The sequence below is a fragment of the Pseudomonas sp. Root329 genome (genome assembly GCF_001424925.1).
Classification (GTDB): domain Bacteria; phylum Pseudomonadota; class Gammaproteobacteria; order Pseudomonadales; family Pseudomonadaceae; genus Aquipseudomonas; species Aquipseudomonas arabinosi.
Map to the genome: position 1 here is coordinate 81,563 of NZ_LMCV01000051.1, position 15,015 is coordinate 96,577.

11 protein-coding genes are annotated in these 15,015 nt (G+C 53.9%); 4 read left to right on the plus strand and 7 right to left on the minus strand.

The window, feature by feature from the left end; translation table 11 throughout:
- The first annotated feature begins 66 nt into the window (after positions 1-66).
- The 3 genes from ASC74_RS30245 to ASC74_RS30255 all read left to right on the plus strand — a co-directional run bounded on the left by ASC74_RS30245 (position 67) and on the right by ASC74_RS30255 (position 2,172).
- The gene (locus tag ASC74_RS30245; RefSeq protein ID WP_056746628.1) at positions 67-309 is read left to right on the plus strand and encodes a hypothetical protein; all 243 of its coding nucleotides are present in this window, start codon (positions 67-69) and stop codon (positions 307-309) included.
- Between the two features lie 120 nt (positions 310-429).
- Positions 430-1,008 (plus strand): hypothetical protein, encoded by a 579-nt coding sequence (locus ASC74_RS30250; RefSeq protein ID WP_056746629.1) that lies wholly within the window; start codon positions 430-432, stop codon positions 1,006-1,008.
- Positions 1,009-1,359: 351 nt separating this feature from the next.
- Positions 1,360-2,172: a VanW family protein gene (locus ASC74_RS30255; protein ID WP_056746630.1), complete on the plus strand. Its 813-nt coding sequence runs from the start codon at positions 1,360-1,362 to the stop codon at positions 2,170-2,172.
- 181 nt (positions 2,173-2,353) lie between these two features.
- Here the strand turns inward: ASC74_RS30255 and ASC74_RS30260 are convergent, their stop codons facing one another.
- From ASC74_RS30260 to ASC74_RS30300, 7 genes are all read right to left on the minus strand, one after another.
- Entirely contained in the window at positions 2,354-2,851 is a 498-nt protein-coding gene (locus ASC74_RS30260) for a hypothetical protein (protein WP_056746631.1), read from the minus strand.
- Positions 2,852-4,257: 1,406 nt separating this feature from the next.
- On the minus strand, positions 4,258-4,728 hold the full coding sequence (locus ASC74_RS30275) for a hypothetical protein (RefSeq protein ID WP_046049630.1): 471 nt from the start codon (positions 4,726-4,728) through the stop codon (positions 4,258-4,260).
- 230 nt (positions 4,729-4,958) lie between these two features.
- Entirely contained in the window at positions 4,959-5,429 is a 471-nt protein-coding gene (locus ASC74_RS30280) for a hypothetical protein (RefSeq protein ID WP_046049629.1), read from the minus strand.
- The gene (locus tag ASC74_RS30285; protein ID WP_056746632.1) at positions 5,426-10,405 is read right to left on the minus strand and encodes an RHS repeat-associated core domain-containing protein; all 4,980 of its coding nucleotides are present in this window, start codon (positions 10,403-10,405) and stop codon (positions 5,426-5,428) included. The genes ASC74_RS30280 and ASC74_RS30285 overlap by 4 nt, the downstream gene beginning before the upstream one ends.
- Positions 10,402-11,142 (minus strand): DUF4123 domain-containing protein, encoded by a 741-nt coding sequence (locus ASC74_RS30290; protein ID WP_056746633.1) that lies wholly within the window; start codon positions 11,140-11,142, stop codon positions 10,402-10,404. The genes ASC74_RS30285 and ASC74_RS30290 overlap by 4 nt, the downstream gene beginning before the upstream one ends.
- Positions 11,132-13,174: a type VI secretion system Vgr family protein gene (tssI, locus tag ASC74_RS30295; protein WP_056746634.1), complete on the minus strand. Its 2,043-nt coding sequence runs from the start codon at positions 13,172-13,174 to the stop codon at positions 11,132-11,134. Before tssI ends, ASC74_RS30290 begins: the two co-directional genes overlap by 11 nt.
- Positions 13,175-13,306: 132 nt before the next feature.
- Positions 13,307-13,822, minus strand: coding sequence for an Hcp family type VI secretion system effector (locus ASC74_RS30300; protein ID WP_054051032.1), 516 nt, complete (start codon positions 13,820-13,822; stop codon positions 13,307-13,309).
- 444 nt (positions 13,823-14,266) lie between these two features.
- Between ASC74_RS30300 and ASC74_RS30305 the strand changes: the two genes are divergently transcribed.
- Complete coding sequence (locus tag ASC74_RS30305; protein WP_056746636.1) at positions 14,267-14,944, plus strand: type 1 glutamine amidotransferase domain-containing protein; 678 nt, start codon at positions 14,267-14,269, stop codon at positions 14,942-14,944.
- Positions 14,945-15,015 lie beyond the last annotated feature (71 nt).

Here is a 15,015-nt window from a genome sequence, read left to right on the forward strand (position 1 = left end):
ATTCCCGCCGGAACTCCTCGCGAAGCCCAACCCTCTACCGTGAGATCCCCCCGCAGGAGTCCACACATGAGCGACGACCTAAAACCACCAGATCTTGCCTCGTGGCAGCGCCTGTTCGAAGACAAGGCCTACTGGCAACAATCCCCCGACGCCCATTACGCCGAACTGCTGCGGGTGGCCGATGACTTGCTGGGGCAGGGCGCCATCGACCTGGAACAATGGCAAGCCTTGAAGGCCAAGGCCGATCAATCCCATAAAGACTCGCCTGCCGTGAACGTCGCCCAGGAGGTTGACGATCCCGAGGCTTGAGGCGTTCTCCAAGAAACTGCGAACACTCTCTGATCAGCGTCTATGCTCATCTACGCAGAGGGCGCTGGACGATGGTTCAGCGCTCGTTGCTGCCTCCAATTCACAGGGAATGTACTGCTTATGAAACTTCACGCACTGACCAAAGCAATCACCCTTGCGACCCTGCTGTCTGCCGCCAGCCTTAGCGCCATGGCTGCGGACATCCCGCTGTCTGCCGTTGTGGAGGCAGATCAGGTCACCACCAAAGTTGTCTCGGTCGATGCTGCCAAACATCAGGTCGTACTGGAGGGGCCGGAAGGTCGTCAGGTCCATGTGCAATTGACCGACAAGGCCAAAAACCTCGGCAAACTGAAAGTCGGCGACCAAGTCGATGTCGAGGTAACTAGCTCTGTCGCCGCCTACCTCGACACCGATGTTGACAAAGGCCTGCCAGGCACCGTCGAACGCGCTGGCGAAGTCCGCGCAGCCCCTGGCAGCGACAACCCGGGCGGCGAAGCCTACCGTCAGGTGCAGGTCCAACTGAAAATCACCAAAATCGACGTGAAGAAAAACCAGGTAACCTTCGAAAACCCCGCCGGCCAGTCCAAGACCGTTGACGTCGTAAGACCCGAAGTTCAAGCGAAATTGAAAGACCTGAAAGTTGGACAGAGTGTCGTTGTGACCTATACCGACATATTGAAAGTGACCAGCAAGCACTGAAGTTGAGTATTAGCTCTATATGTTGCTTGTACAACTTTCCTGTATAAGAACAATCAGTTTTAATGGTCTAACTGGTGAGTTTGCTGGTCTGTAAAATAGTATTTGGGCCGACATTTAATCGAAAGTTGTTTCGATAAATTTCATGTTCATATACGCGGACATATTCGAAAACTTCAATTAAAATGCTTCCCGTTCGCCCAGTGTCAGGGTTCTTTACCGGTGCATGGATTGCCAGGCCATTACACTGGGCGAACACCTTCTCGACGTGCGATACACACCTGAAACAATACGTTAAGATTCGCGGCATTTTGCAGATCAAGGAAGAAAACGGCTGCCGCCGTTCTGACACGGATGAAACCACTCTCCCTCTACCACCCGGCGCTCTACTGGCTTCGCGTGTGGCAAAAAAGACTGTTCCGGCAATTGGCCTGGCGCTTCTCCCGCAAGCAATACGCTGTTTCGGTGGACGTCGTATCCCGACTGCCATTCCGCTACCTCAAGCACACCTCCAAACTGATCCGCAAACTCGGCAACTCCGATCTTGCCCTGCAACACAACAAAGTCATCAACCTGAAACTGGCCGTCGCTTCGATGGACGGCGTCGTCATTGGCCCTGGCGAGTATTTTTCATTCTGCCGCCTCGTGGGTCGGCCCACCCGCAAACGCGGTTATGTCGAAGGCATGGAACTGTCATTTGGTGAAGCGCGCAGCGGCATCGGTGGCGGGATCTGCCAACTGAGCAACCTGATTCACTGGATGGCGATTCACTCACCTTTGGTCGTGGTTGAACGGTCGAACCACAGCTTCGATCCCTTTCCTGACGAAGGGCGGGTACTGCCATTCGGTTCTGGGGCTGCGATCTTCTACAACTACATTGACCTTGTGTTGCATAACCCGACCGATCGTTATTTTCAGTTGAAGCTGAATGTCGCCGAGCAACAGTTGGAAGGGGAGTTGTTGTGCGATCAGGTGAGAGAGTTTCGGTATCACGTTTATCAACTTGAGCATCGGTTTGTGCGAGACGGTGGGCGGGTTTTTCGGGAGAACGAGATATGGCGGGAGGTCAGGAGCAAGGGGCAGGAGAGTCAGGTGCTGAAGAGTGAGCGGCTTTATAAGAATCGGGTGGTGGTTAAGTATGAGGTTGAGGAAGGTTTGTTGACTTGAAATGCATAAAACGGGCGCTCGTTAGATCGCTCGTTTTTTTTGAGGCCGGTTGGAAAATTTTTCATGATGAAGCTCTTGCATCAACGGAACCGCAAGGTGGCATTTGTATGCCTTGATCGTGTTCGGTCTGTCAAAACCGGTCGCTGAGGTTGAGTGACTGTATCGCAACAATATTGACGGTTCAGTTCCTGAAATAAAGCTCATCCAGTTGTCGTCTCCGAATCAGCAGGTATTCCTCCCAGATCTTGGGGAACTCCTCATCCTTGGTGAATGGGAACGTCAGATAAATATGCTTGCCTGTCACGCTTATATACTGGCGCGCGCGTTTGAAGGCAGGTTGTTCGTACATCGAAATGCTTTCATCGTAACCGTCGTGGCGGTGAGAGATCGTTACCCGATGTGGAGCGATCATGCCTCGCGCAAAGTCAATCACCCAGCCGTGATCCAGTCCCGTGGTCAAATAACCGTAAACGCCGTCGCTAGAAAGTCGGATACACGATTTGGCCTGAGCGCCGTCGTCGTCATTCACGACGACGATCTTGTCTTTGAAGTATTGGATGCTTTTTTGATTCGGTCCTTGCAAAACCAGATTCCAGTCTTCGGCTGACATTCTGAATTCGCCTTGGTTTTCAAATTCGGCTATCCAGCCGTTTGAAAGGGTGATTCTATGTTTGTTCAAAGGGTGTCCTAATCGTTGAATATCCCAAGCCGTTAGGTGTAAATATCATTTCAGGCTTTTATGTGGCCACTCCACGATCTATCCCAGGTTTAAAAATGAGCAACTCGTCTAACTCGCGATTCCTGCAGCGCTTAACAAATTCCAGCGCGGCGGTTGAGTTGGTTAGGTACAAATTATAAGAAACTCTATCTATCTGATAGTACTCATCGTAGTCCATCATGCGATTGCTCACGGGTATCGCAACGTAAGGTTTTCCTGATACCTCTTCGATGCCGATCGTAAAGCGCTCGCCTGTATTGATTTGTGTGTCGTTGAATATCATTTTTTGAATAACCCAATGGGTGTCCCTTTTTGGTCCGCTGAGCTCCTCCGTCACCATGTTTTCCTAGTCGTGGTACTCGGCATGATTCGTTAAATACTTACCAGCCAAGCCTCGCACTGTTGCAGCTTTTCGTTATCGTTCATCGCGTGAGATATTTTCTTGTCGATCTCTTTGAGTTTAGTTGGTTAGTTTTCTTGATAGAGCATTAACCAACCGTCTCTGCCGTCGTGTTCTATCATGTATTTTCTTTCTTCTTTTCTGACGTTTAGCGACCAGGAAGAAAAAAATCTGGATGATCCGAAAATACCATTACCGTACAGCCGCAACGACCCGCTATGTCATATAAATCGGATTGCTTCATTCGTGACCTCCTAGATGTGCATCAAATGGACCTAAAAGGGGATTTATTTTCGATCTTAACCAAAAGGGGACAGGTTTATTTTCGTGCGTGGAATATAAATCTGTCCCGTTTTTTTTGTTTGATGTCAGCTACAGTTTTTCTAGATTAAAATTGCAACCATTTGTCTTTATTTCAGACAGAAATTGTTCAAGGCTAATCACGGGCTTGCCAGCATTTTGGTTGGCGTACTCTCTACGTAGAAGCCTGAACAGCTCGCCGATTGTTTTTTTGTTTTTTTCGCTAAGGTTCGCTATTAAGTCAAAGCTGTCTTCGGACATGAACGATGTATTATTTCGCATTAGATAGTAACAGCTTATATTTAACAGCAAGGAGTCCGCATCTTCGTAGCGGCTCTGCAGTGATGTTAAATATTTACTGAATACGTCGAGTAGTATTCTGTTTGGGCTTTCTTTAGATTTTAGATGTCCGAAGAGACCTTGCCAGTTGTTTATATAGAGGTGATCTCCCCAATCAGGGGCTCGGGAGAAATATTGTCCTTGGCCTTTAAAGAACTCCGAGGGCTCGTTGTTTTCTAGTGCGATCTGAAATTTGGTTTTCATTGAAGTTTTGCCCAGTCCTCAAATTGACTTAGTAATTAATCGACACTTTTATTATGTTGTATTTTCTCAGAGTGCTTAGGCCCATTATTTGGAATAGGTGCCATTCTCTCTTCCGTTCGGCATTTTAAAGAGCCTCTAGTTCGATGGTGCAGCCGTTTCTTTTTAAATTTTGAATTTCTTGATCGAAAGAGTAATTTGGTAGATCTTTGTTCTTTCTGTCGTAATCTTTTCTTAAGAGTCTAAATAGACGACCTATGTTTTCTTTGTCTTTTTTCTCAAGGTTCTCAATAAGGTTGTAGTTGTCGGTCGATAAAAATTGAAACATGCCTCTTGCTATGTAATAGGCTGATATATTGGAAAATAGCCCTTCAGCATCTTCGTAGTTTTCATCCAGGCATTGAACGTATTCTTGAAATAAAGTTGTCAGTAAGCTCTGCGCCGCGTTTTGGGTTTTTAGTACGCCGCACATCTCCTGCCAGTTGCTTATGTATAGATGGTCGCCCCATTCGGACCCCTTGGCAAAATAGATGCCATCTCCTTTGAAAAAATCGGAAATTTCATGCTTATTTAAGGCGGTTTCGAACGTGGTTTTCATTGGGGGTTTTTCCCAGTAATCAAAGTTTTTCAACAGCGCTCCCAAGTCACTATCATGGGGGGATGGTTTCAGATCCGATCAGCGCTGCTTCTTTGTTACGCGTTTGATAACTAAAATTGGACTAACTAAAAGGGCGGATTTATTTTTGTGAGTGCGTAGAAATGAATCTGTCCCCCTTAATCTCCTTTAACCCGAACTCGTAATGCCTTGTGGTATTCGATTTTTTATGGTTACAGGTTTCTGAAGTTTTTTGGTCCACCATCATTGGCAAGCTTTGTTATGCGCCGATTGTAAGTTTCAATATCCTGTGCATTATTAATTTTATAAGTTTCTTGATGCAGAAATTCCATGCAGTTGGAAATTATTTGTTTTTCGTTGTTTGATAGGTCGCGAATTAGATCAAACCCGTTTTCAGATAAGATTGGAATCTTTTTTCGCATGTAGTAGTAGCAGCCTATGTTTTCTAGAAGATCGTTTGCATCATCTATACTGTTTGTGATGGTTTTTAGGTATTTTTCGAATGCGTTTTTCAGGGTTGCAACTGGATTTTTTTGTGTTTTGAGAAACCCACAAAGACCTTGCCAATTAATGACGTGTAGCTGGGTTCCCCAGTCGGGGTCTTTCGTAAAGTAAATACCACTACCTCTGAAGTATTCCGGGAGTTCATCTCTGTTTAGCGCTTTTTCGAAATTGCTGATCATTGAAGTTGCTCCCAGTCATCAAATTGGCTCAAAAGTTTGTTCATGTCAGCTCCATGATTGATTTTTTCGGAGCCAATCAGAGCCGCTTCTTTCGTCCCGCTTTTCGTTTCGCCTCCAGGTACCCATTCTTTTGGATAAGCACCGGCTTCGTTACCATTTGGGATTTCATATTTAAATCTAGGGTCGTCAGGTTTTATTTTTACCAGATAAATTTTGGCGGAGGATAGGTCCGATGTACCTAAATTGAGCTCTCTATTGAGCACTTGCCAGTTACCACCGCTTGCTTTGTATTTTGCAACCACAGTATCCATTTCGGACGGCAGACCTACAAATTTTCTAGGTGGGAATGTTGGATAGGCCGAGCGTTCAATCCAATCATCGATAACGACAAATGAGCCTCCCTGTCGCTTGAAGGCTTCTTCATGCATATTTACGTATTGTTCCGGCAGATACTCACGCGTATCAACAGGTCTGTTCCCTTTCTCAAGATTAATAACTTCATCATATTTGGCTTGTGACATAGGAATGCTGTCGGGTTTCGTTGCATTTGCCGAATTATTGGGCAGCTTACAGTCGGGCGTCGGGCAGGTATCGCTCAACCCCAACGGATCCACCCACCCCGTAGGGTTAGGCACGTACTGGTAGTTGTTCAACCCACCTGCAAGCTTGATCGGATCCGGCGTCAAATACCGCCCAGTGCCCGGATTGTAGTAGCGATGCCGGTTGTAATGTAAGCCCGTTTCCGCATCGAAGTACTGACCCTGGAAGCGTAGCGGGTTGTCGATTTCCGCAATGTCGAGGGTGGCAAGGTTACCGTAGGCGCGGTATTTCGCCGACCACATGATCTCGCCACTGTAGTCGGTGAGTTCCTGCGGGGTGCCAAGGTGGTCGAGTTGGTAGTAGAACGGCTCGGCTTTTAGCGGGCCTTCACCATCGAGCATCGCCAGGGGGCGGAAGGTGCCCGGCTCGTAGATGTAGCTGCGATAGCGGTTGTCCGCGCTTTCGGCGATGAGGCGTTCGCCTTGCCACAGGAATTCCGTGGTTTGACCATCGACGGTTTTGGCGATTCGACGGCCGAAGGCGTCGTACTTGTAGCTCGCGATGCTGCCACCCGGGAGGCTGGCTCCGATCAGTCGGTGCTGGCAGTCGTAACGGTATTCGGTGATGAGCTTTTGCCCGGTTCCACGGCGTTCGCGGATCTGGTTGCCGTAGGCGTCGTAGTCGTAATGGCGATCACCCTGCATTAGCAGGCGGTTACCTTTGACGTTGGCCAGGTTCGTGGTTGGCTGGTCGCCTTGACCCAGGAGGTTGCCCGCTGGGTCGTGGGCGAAGCTTTCCGGGGTGGTGCCACGGACGTTGATCAGGCGGTCGAGCGGGTCGTAGTGGTAGCTGCGGTTGCCTTTGCGACTGTCGTCGATGCCGGCGAGGTTGCCGTTGGCGTCGTAGGCGTAGCGGCGCTGGAATAGATTGCGGTCTTGCTGACTGACGCTGTGGGCTTGCAGTCGGCCTTGTTCGTCGTACTGGTATTGACTGAGCAGCAGACCTTGTTGACGCTGCTGTTCGCGACCGGCGCTGAACTGGTGAGTGGTCAAGCGCGAGCCATTGAGGTCGATACTGCTCAGGCGACCGCCGGATTGGTGGCGGTAGTCGAGTTTGCTGCCGTCGGGGAGACGGCAGTGGCTCAATTGGCCGAGGTTGTCGTATTCGTAACGCAGGGTGCCCCAGCCTTGGTGTTCGGTGATCAGGCGATCTTGCAGGTCGTATTCGTAGGCGAGGGGCCAGTGGCCGTCGTCGACGTTCACGAGGCGACCGAGGGCGTCGTAGCTGTAGTGAATCTTCTCGCCATCGGCCAGGGTTTTCACCAGCAAGCGGCCAGCGGTGTCGCGTTGGTACTCAGTGACCAGCTCACTGCCGTCGTCGCCGCACTCGGTTTTCTTCAGCAACTGGCCGTTGAGGTCGTATTCGTAGGAGGTACGTCGACCGTCGAAACCGGTTTCCTGCTGGATGAGGCCATTAGGGTAATAGTCCAGGTGGTAGTGCTCGCCACGTTGGTTTTCGATCTCGCTGAGCAGCAGGCGCGAGTTGTCGTAGCGATAGCGCAGCTGGCTGCCATCCGGGTTGATGCGGCGACTGACCAGGTGCAGGTTATCGGCGTATTCGAAGCGGGTGACGCGACCCAGTTCATCACGTTCGGCGGTGACTTTGCCGTAGGCGTTGTAGGTGAATGCACGGGTTGCGCCACCGGGCAGGGTGATTTGCGCGAGACGGTTCGCCGCGTCCCATTGGTATTGAGTGATCGCGCCGCTTTCGTCCTGGCGAGTGATTTGCCGACCTAGCGCGTCATAGCGGTACTTGCGCTGACCGCCGTCCGGCAGCTGTTCTTCGAGCAGTTGGCCGAGATTGTTCCAACCCAGTTGATGACGGCTGCCGTCGGGGTGGCGGATTTCCAGCAGGCGGCCCTGGCGGTTGTAGCTGTAATGGGTCGAATTGCCGTCTGGGTCGATTTGTTCGGTGATGTCGCCTTGGTCGTTGCGCCAGTATTTCCAGGTCGCCGGCCCACGGTTCACGACGCGGACGAAGCCGCGGTAGTACTCGTAGGTTGTCGGTGCATCTTCCGGTGGAATGACCGCGACCAGTCGGCCGGCGTCGTTGTATTGGTATTCGGTGACGGCACCGAGTGCATCTTTCTCTGCTATCAGGCGGCCCTTGTCGTCGTAGGCCTTGAGGTGTTCCGCACCGTCCGGATCGACTTTGGCAACCAGTCGAGCCTTATCGTCGTGGGTGTAGACCTCTTCGCTGCCATCAGCGTTGGTAACCGTGACGCTACCCTTGTCATCCCAAGCGTAGTGCGCGTCCATCTGGGAGAAGCTTGCCCAGTGATGGATGCAGCGTGCCGACTTGCCTTCTTTTTCCCATTCCCAATAGAAGCTGGCGCCACCAGCCAGTTGCCGCTCGAGAATGACGTTTTGGTCGTTGTAGGCATAACGCTCGGCTTCACCAGCAGCGTTTTTGGCTTCGATCAGGCGGTGCTGCGCATCGTAGCCATAGGTGACCAACGTCTGGATGGTGCTCCAGGCATCTTCCAGATTGTCTGCCGGGCTGAACTGCTGATAGTCGATGGCGACGATGTGTTTTCGATCGTAACGCACGAGGAGGGCGCGACCGGCACCGTTATCGACACGTTTGATTCGACCGTGGATGTCACGAGTAATGTGCAGGCGATTGCCGTAATCGTCACTGATGGCAATCAGCGTTGCGCCTTTGGTGTTGTAGCGGAAGTGGTAGAACTGGGTGCGTTCACCGGCTTGGGTGAGGATCAGTTCGGAGGGGTCATCACCGAGGAAAATCGCCGCTTCCGATAGGCTGTTGGTGATCGCCGGGCGCTGCACACTTGGCAACGGGAATGTGGTGACGCGGTTTTCGTGGTCGGTCCAGATCACCTCGTCGCCGTTGATGTCGACGCGTTGAGCGAGGGCGTGGCTCCAGCCGTAGCCGAGGCCGCAGTCGATTTCCGCAGCGCTGGTGCGATAAAGGCGCGTCCAGCTGAAGGGCAGCAGACCGCCGAGTTCGCCATCGGTCAGGGTCAGCAGTTCTTCGCCAGTGACCATCGATACGGGGCAACCATTGGTGCAGGTTTTCTTGGCGCATGCGGCGCTTTTGTCGTCAGGTGTTTTCGACTGAGTAGAAACGTCGTCGATCTTTTCCTTTGGTGCGAGGGTGGTCTGTTTTTCTTTCTTGCCACGCGGAAACGAAGAGGCGTCTTTCACTTCCTGCTTTGGCGTATCCGTGGTTTTCGGCACCTGACTTTTAGAACCGTTGGCGGCAGCCTCGTCGATTTTGATCGCCGCCGTTTTGGCAGGCTTCATCGGCACATTTTTGGCGCTGGCAATCAACGGCTTCGATACTTCGGCGTGTGCTGGCAGGCTGTGCTTGCCGCTCAGGGTCATCAGTTTCGCGGCCAGCTCTTCAAGGTACTTGATCGCTGTACCGGATTTGACAGTAGACAGGGCTTTGGTCCCCACCCGCACCGCAATTCCTGCACCTCCAGTGAGGCAAATACCCAACACCACGTTGATCAGGAATTCCGATGCAATGGCTGTCACCACGTCGACGATGACTTGCGGTGGCAGCATGCCGACCCACGCCACAATCGCCGAGACGTAAATGAACATTAATGGTTCGTCACTGAGGATCAACAGACCCGAAGCAATGGATTCCTTGGACGCGGCATAGAGCTTGTCGATCTCGACATCCGACAGGTACTTGCGCAGCTTTTCGAGGTTTTCCTTTGGGTGTGCGAGCAGTTCGAACAGGCTTTTGATGTCATCCCACAGCCTGAGCAGCGCTTTTTCCAGGCCATCCATCGCTCGTTTTAACAGAATGACAGAGCGGCCCGCGCGGTCAGCAGCCGAGTAACTGGCCCACTGAGGCTGAAATTTGCCCGACCATTCACTTTGCAACCAACCATTGAGATTGCCGATCACGCCCTGGTAGGAGTCGTACAGCGCTTTGACATTGCTTTGGGATACGTTCGGGAAAAAGGTGATGCGGTACATCTGACCTTTCTTGCAGCCGTTTATCACCTTGATGCCGCTCGGGCCGATCGTTGTTTCAATGACGGGACCGGTAACGTCGTCGTAGAAAGTGCCTTTGGTGACGGGCTCGAGTTTCACTGGCGTGTTGCCAATCGGTACGAAGCGCGCCGACTCGAACATGTGGATCAACGTGAAGTCGCCTACCAGAGGGCAGGTCGCATAGGTCTCGACTTTACCGGTTTTGGTCTTGCGTTTGGTCACATTGACTTCATTGCCTACCTTGAAGGTCTGGTCCACATCCAATGCCCAGCCGGTCAGGAAACCGTCCGCCCAATCCTTGTAATCACTCAGGCAATTGTTGAAGTCCTTGAGGATAAGGCTCACGTCAGGTGTTTTGGCGTCCAGCACGCGCAGGACCAAGGTACCAATCGGGGTATTCATGACGTGACTTCCTTTGTCAGCTCAGCAGCAAGACGCTCTGCCATATCTTCTGTATTGGATTGTTGGCGCACGAAGCGCTCGACCTTGTGGCGCAGGTTACTTTCGGGGAAGGCGAAGAACAGTTCCGGGCAGTCCTCTCCCAGCCACTGCATCAGGTTGTCGACGACGGTGGTGTGGTCTTTTTCCGCAAGCGTGTCGACTAACTTCTGCGGCACCTCCCACCATGGCCAAGCCTTGGCCGGTGGCACACCTCTTGGTCCCACTTCCAGTGTCTGGCCATTGATCAGGTAGCGGTCAAACACCGGTAAAACTTCTCCCGCGCCAGCACCCAATCCTTCAAGAATCGGGAAAATATGTCGCCCATCCCAGAACCGAAAAAACACCTCGGTGCCATCGGGCATGCGCACTTGAGTCAAGCTGCGAAGATGTTCGAACACCACGTCCGGGGTGCTGGTGGACACCGCCAGCCAGCCCCAATCCTGAGCGTCGGTTTCAGCAATCCACTGAAGGAAACCGGCGTTGGGTTTCAGTTCGGCGAGGTAGGGCATTACTGGCTGCCAGTCGGCGTACGGCGTGCCGCTCCAGATCGGGTTCAGCTCCGGCGCCATCTCCTGCTGGTAGAAGGCCTTCAGTGGTTCGGCATCGCTCGCCGCACTGACAATCAAATAAAGACGTTCATTAGCCTGCAACGGCCGTTCAGCCAGCCAATCCTGTGGGGTCAAAAGATCAGATCGCACAAGCACCTGCCTTGCATTTTTCGCACTCTTCACAGAACGGCGCGTTGCGTTTGAGGGTGTTGATCTGCGCCGGGGTCAGGACCGCGCCGGCCTTGTCGGCATCCGCCTGTTTCAGCACGCCGGGCATCAGTGGCGCGGCGCCAGTGCCGTTGCCGGGGCTGCCACCTGAGTTCATGTTGATCACCGGGCCGCTCAGGGTGACGCCGCTGCCATCAATCTTGATGAAGCTGCCACCGCCCTTGAGGGTCAGTTCGCTGCCGGCTTCGAGCACGACTTTCATGCCGCTGCTCAGGTGGATTTCCTGGCCCGCTTCAATGAATTGGCCAGTGCCGACCTTGATGTGCTGGTTGACGCCCACGGTCAGGTGGTCGTTGGCGCGGGTTTCGACTTTGCGGTCGGCGTAGACGGTGTGGTGCTCTTCGGCCTTGAATTCGCTGTAGCTGTTTTGCTCGACGGTGTCGTGGCGTTCGTTGCCGACGCGGATTTTCTGGTCGTGCTCGACGTTTTCGTCCCAGTCGCGTTGGGCGTGCAGGAAGATTTGTTCCTGGCCTTTTTTGTCTTCGATGCGCAGTTCGTTGTAACCGCCGCCGCCGGGGGAGCTCAGGGTTTTGAAGGTGCTGCGGGTTTTGTTCGCCGGCAGGGCGTACGGGACGACGTTTTCCTTGTGGTACAGGCAGCCGCTGATCAGCGGTTGGTCGGGGTCGCCTTCGAGGAAGGTGACGAGCACTTCCATGCCGATGCGCGGGATGGCGATGCCGCCGTAGTGGGCGCCGGCCCAGGCGGAGGAGACGCGCAGCCAGCAGCTGGTCTTGTCGTCGGCCTGGCCTTCGCGGTCCCAGTGGAATTGCACTTTGACGCGGCCGTACTGGTCGCAGTGGATTTCTTCACCTTTGGGTCCGGTAACCACGGCGCTCTGGCTGCCGAGGATGCGCGGTTTCTTTTGCGTCAGGGGCGGGCGGTTCGGCACGTCCCACGGGGTGGCCTGGAAGCGGTTGCGGTAGCCCTGGTGGAAGTCGTCTTTCAGGTTAGTGGTGCTGCTGGTGACCGACTCTTCCAGCACTTGCGGCTGTTTGCCTTCGTGGAGGATTTCGGTGAGCAGCCACAGGTCGTTCCATTTGGCCTTGGGGTGTTGGGTCAGGGCCAGGAAGTGGCCGCTGACCAGCAACGGCTGATCGCTTTTGCCTTCGGCGAGCTGGAAGTCGCTGCGGTGACGTTCCAGAGCGCGTTTGGCCAGGTGCTTGCCGCGTTCGCGGTCGATGAAACGGCCGGGATAGTCGTAGTCTTCGAGGTCGGGCAGGACGTCGCCGCGGTTCTCGCTTTCCAGGGTCAGGCGTGGTTTTTCGAAGTCGTAGTCGCGACGGGTGGTGCGGCTGGTGCGGGTTTCCAGGCGCAGGTCGAAGCGCTTGATCACAGGATCGTTGGCGACCATCCCGGAGTCTTGCTGGTAGGCCACGGGCGCGAGTTTCGGGAACACCGTCTGGTCATCGCCGAATACCAGCTTGTGGGCGGTGGCGCTGTGCTGAAAGTGGTAATGGATACCTTCTTCCTCGCACAGACGCTGGACGAACTGCAGGTCCGATTCATCGTACTGAACGCAGTAGATGCGCTCGGGATAAATCGCCCCGACTTTGAATTCATAGGCGTTGCTTTGGATGCCGTGCTCTTCGAGGACGCTGCCGATGATTTTCGGCACCGTGAGGTTCTGGAAGATGCGTTGGTTGATGCGGTGCGCGAGGTAAGACAGGTGCGGGCGCAGGGTCACCGCGTAGCGGGTCAGGCGTTTGCCGGAATCACCCTGGGCGGCGCGGTAGATCTGGCCATGGATGCCGCTGCCGTCAGGCGAGAGCTGCAAAAAGGCCGGTTTGTGCAGCAGGGTCTCGAGGTCCAGGGACGGCTGTTCACTGACCAGCTCCACCTCAAACACAAAAGGCTGGCTGATGGCTTCCCGACCTTGCAGGGAGAAAACCTGGAAGTCGCTGGAAAGACCTTCGATGGTCAGGGCAAAGTGAGTTTGATTGGCCGGCGCGAACATCCCTTGTTCCTCGTGCAGTGCAGCGGCGCTCGCCGGCACCCGTGCAGGGAGCTTGCGGACGCGAAAATTCTGGAAGGGCGAAAACAACATCGACCAGCAGAGCTGGCCGATGCTTGAGACGGTCGGCCTGAGTTAGGCGACCGGCTGACGCCAGTCATCGGAACCCGAAGTGCCGGATACTTCGTGGGTCCAGGTGATTTTGCGGTAGGTGAACTGCACTTCTTCCAGGTGAGTGAAGTGCGAGTTCGACGGGTCCTGGCAGTTGTGCATTTTGTTGTTGATGGCGACGATGATCGCGTCTTCCAGTTTGGTGGTGTAGTAGTGCTCTTGGGTACCTTGAGCCGAGGTGCGGTACCACTGGATAACGATTTCGCTCATGCGCTCGCCGGAGGTCAGAGCGGCTTGCAGCAGTGGCGAAGCCTTGTCGTACACCTTGGTGATCACGACTGGCTTGTGGACGCGCTGACCGGTCGGTTGGCCGGACTGCGGGTCACGCGGGATGATCACGTCGTGGCTGAAAGCCTGAACCATGACCTGGTCTTCGTGACCTTCCTGGTAGGTGTTGCCAACCGAGTCGGCGGTGAACGCGCCGGCAGTGATCAGACCTTGTTTCTCGCCAGTGACGGACATGTACGCTGGTGTAGCCATGGATGTGCTCCTTGCTAAAAGTTAGGGTGCCCGGGAGGCGGTATCGCCCGGTGGGTGCCTGACTGTTATCAAGGTCCGTGCCAGAAGCGGCTAAGACTATATAAATCAGTCGGTTGAGAGGTTTTTAAGCGCTCGCGGAGAATCTTCGGCAGAGATCGCCGGTGAATGTGCGCAAGAAGTTGCGCAGTACTGCGCAACTTCTTGCGCACTTGGCTGGGACGCCTGACAGGCCGGGCGATCAGCGTCCCGAGAAGGGCTTTCGCAGCGTTGAGTGCGCAACTTCTTGCGCATCAAGGCGGTTAGCCATCATTCGGTTACCCATCGTCTGATTTGCCGAAAACCGGTAGCAGAACCGCTAGGGTGACAGGTGCAACGAACACAGCAGCCCGGAGGTCAAACTCAGCGCCGAGATGAATGAACATCTGCGAACTCAAGGAGAACGACATGAAAATCCTGATGGTTCTAACGTCACACGATCAATTGAGTGACACGGGTAAGAAAACCGGCTTTTGGCTGGAGGAATTCGCCGCACCGTACTTTGCCTTTAAAGACGCCGGTGCTCAGTTGACCCTGGCCTCGCCCAAGGGTGGTCAACCACCGCTGGACCCAAAAAGCGACGAGCCCGACGCGCAAACCGCAGCCACCGAGCGCTTTCGCAAAGATTCCGCCGCCCAATCCGCATTGGCGTCTACCGCTCTGCTGAGCAGCGCGAGGGCTGAAGATTACGACGCGATTTTCTATCCGGGCGGCCATGGCCCATTGTGGGATTTGGCCGAAGACAAAATTTCGATCGCTCTGATCGAGGCGTTTTACAAGGCAGGCAAACCGGTCGCGGCCGTCTGCCACGCACCGGGTGTGTTGCGTCACGTCAAGGGCGCGGACGGCCAGCCGCTGGTCAAAGGCAAACGTGTGACGGGGTTTACCAACACTGAGGAGGAGGCTGTGCAACTGACGAAGGTCGTGCCGTTTTTGGTGGAGGACATGCTTAAGGAGAAGGGTGGTGTCTATTCCAAAGGTGCTGACTGGGCGAGTTATGTGCTCACAGATGGTTTGCTGATTACTGGTCAGAATCCGGCTTCCTCTGAGGCTGCGGCACAAGAACTGTTGGCGAAGCTCCGCTAAATCTGACGTGTAGCAGCTGGCGCAGCCTGCGTTCGGCTGCGCAGCAGTCGTAAACCGGCAAACACGGTTTG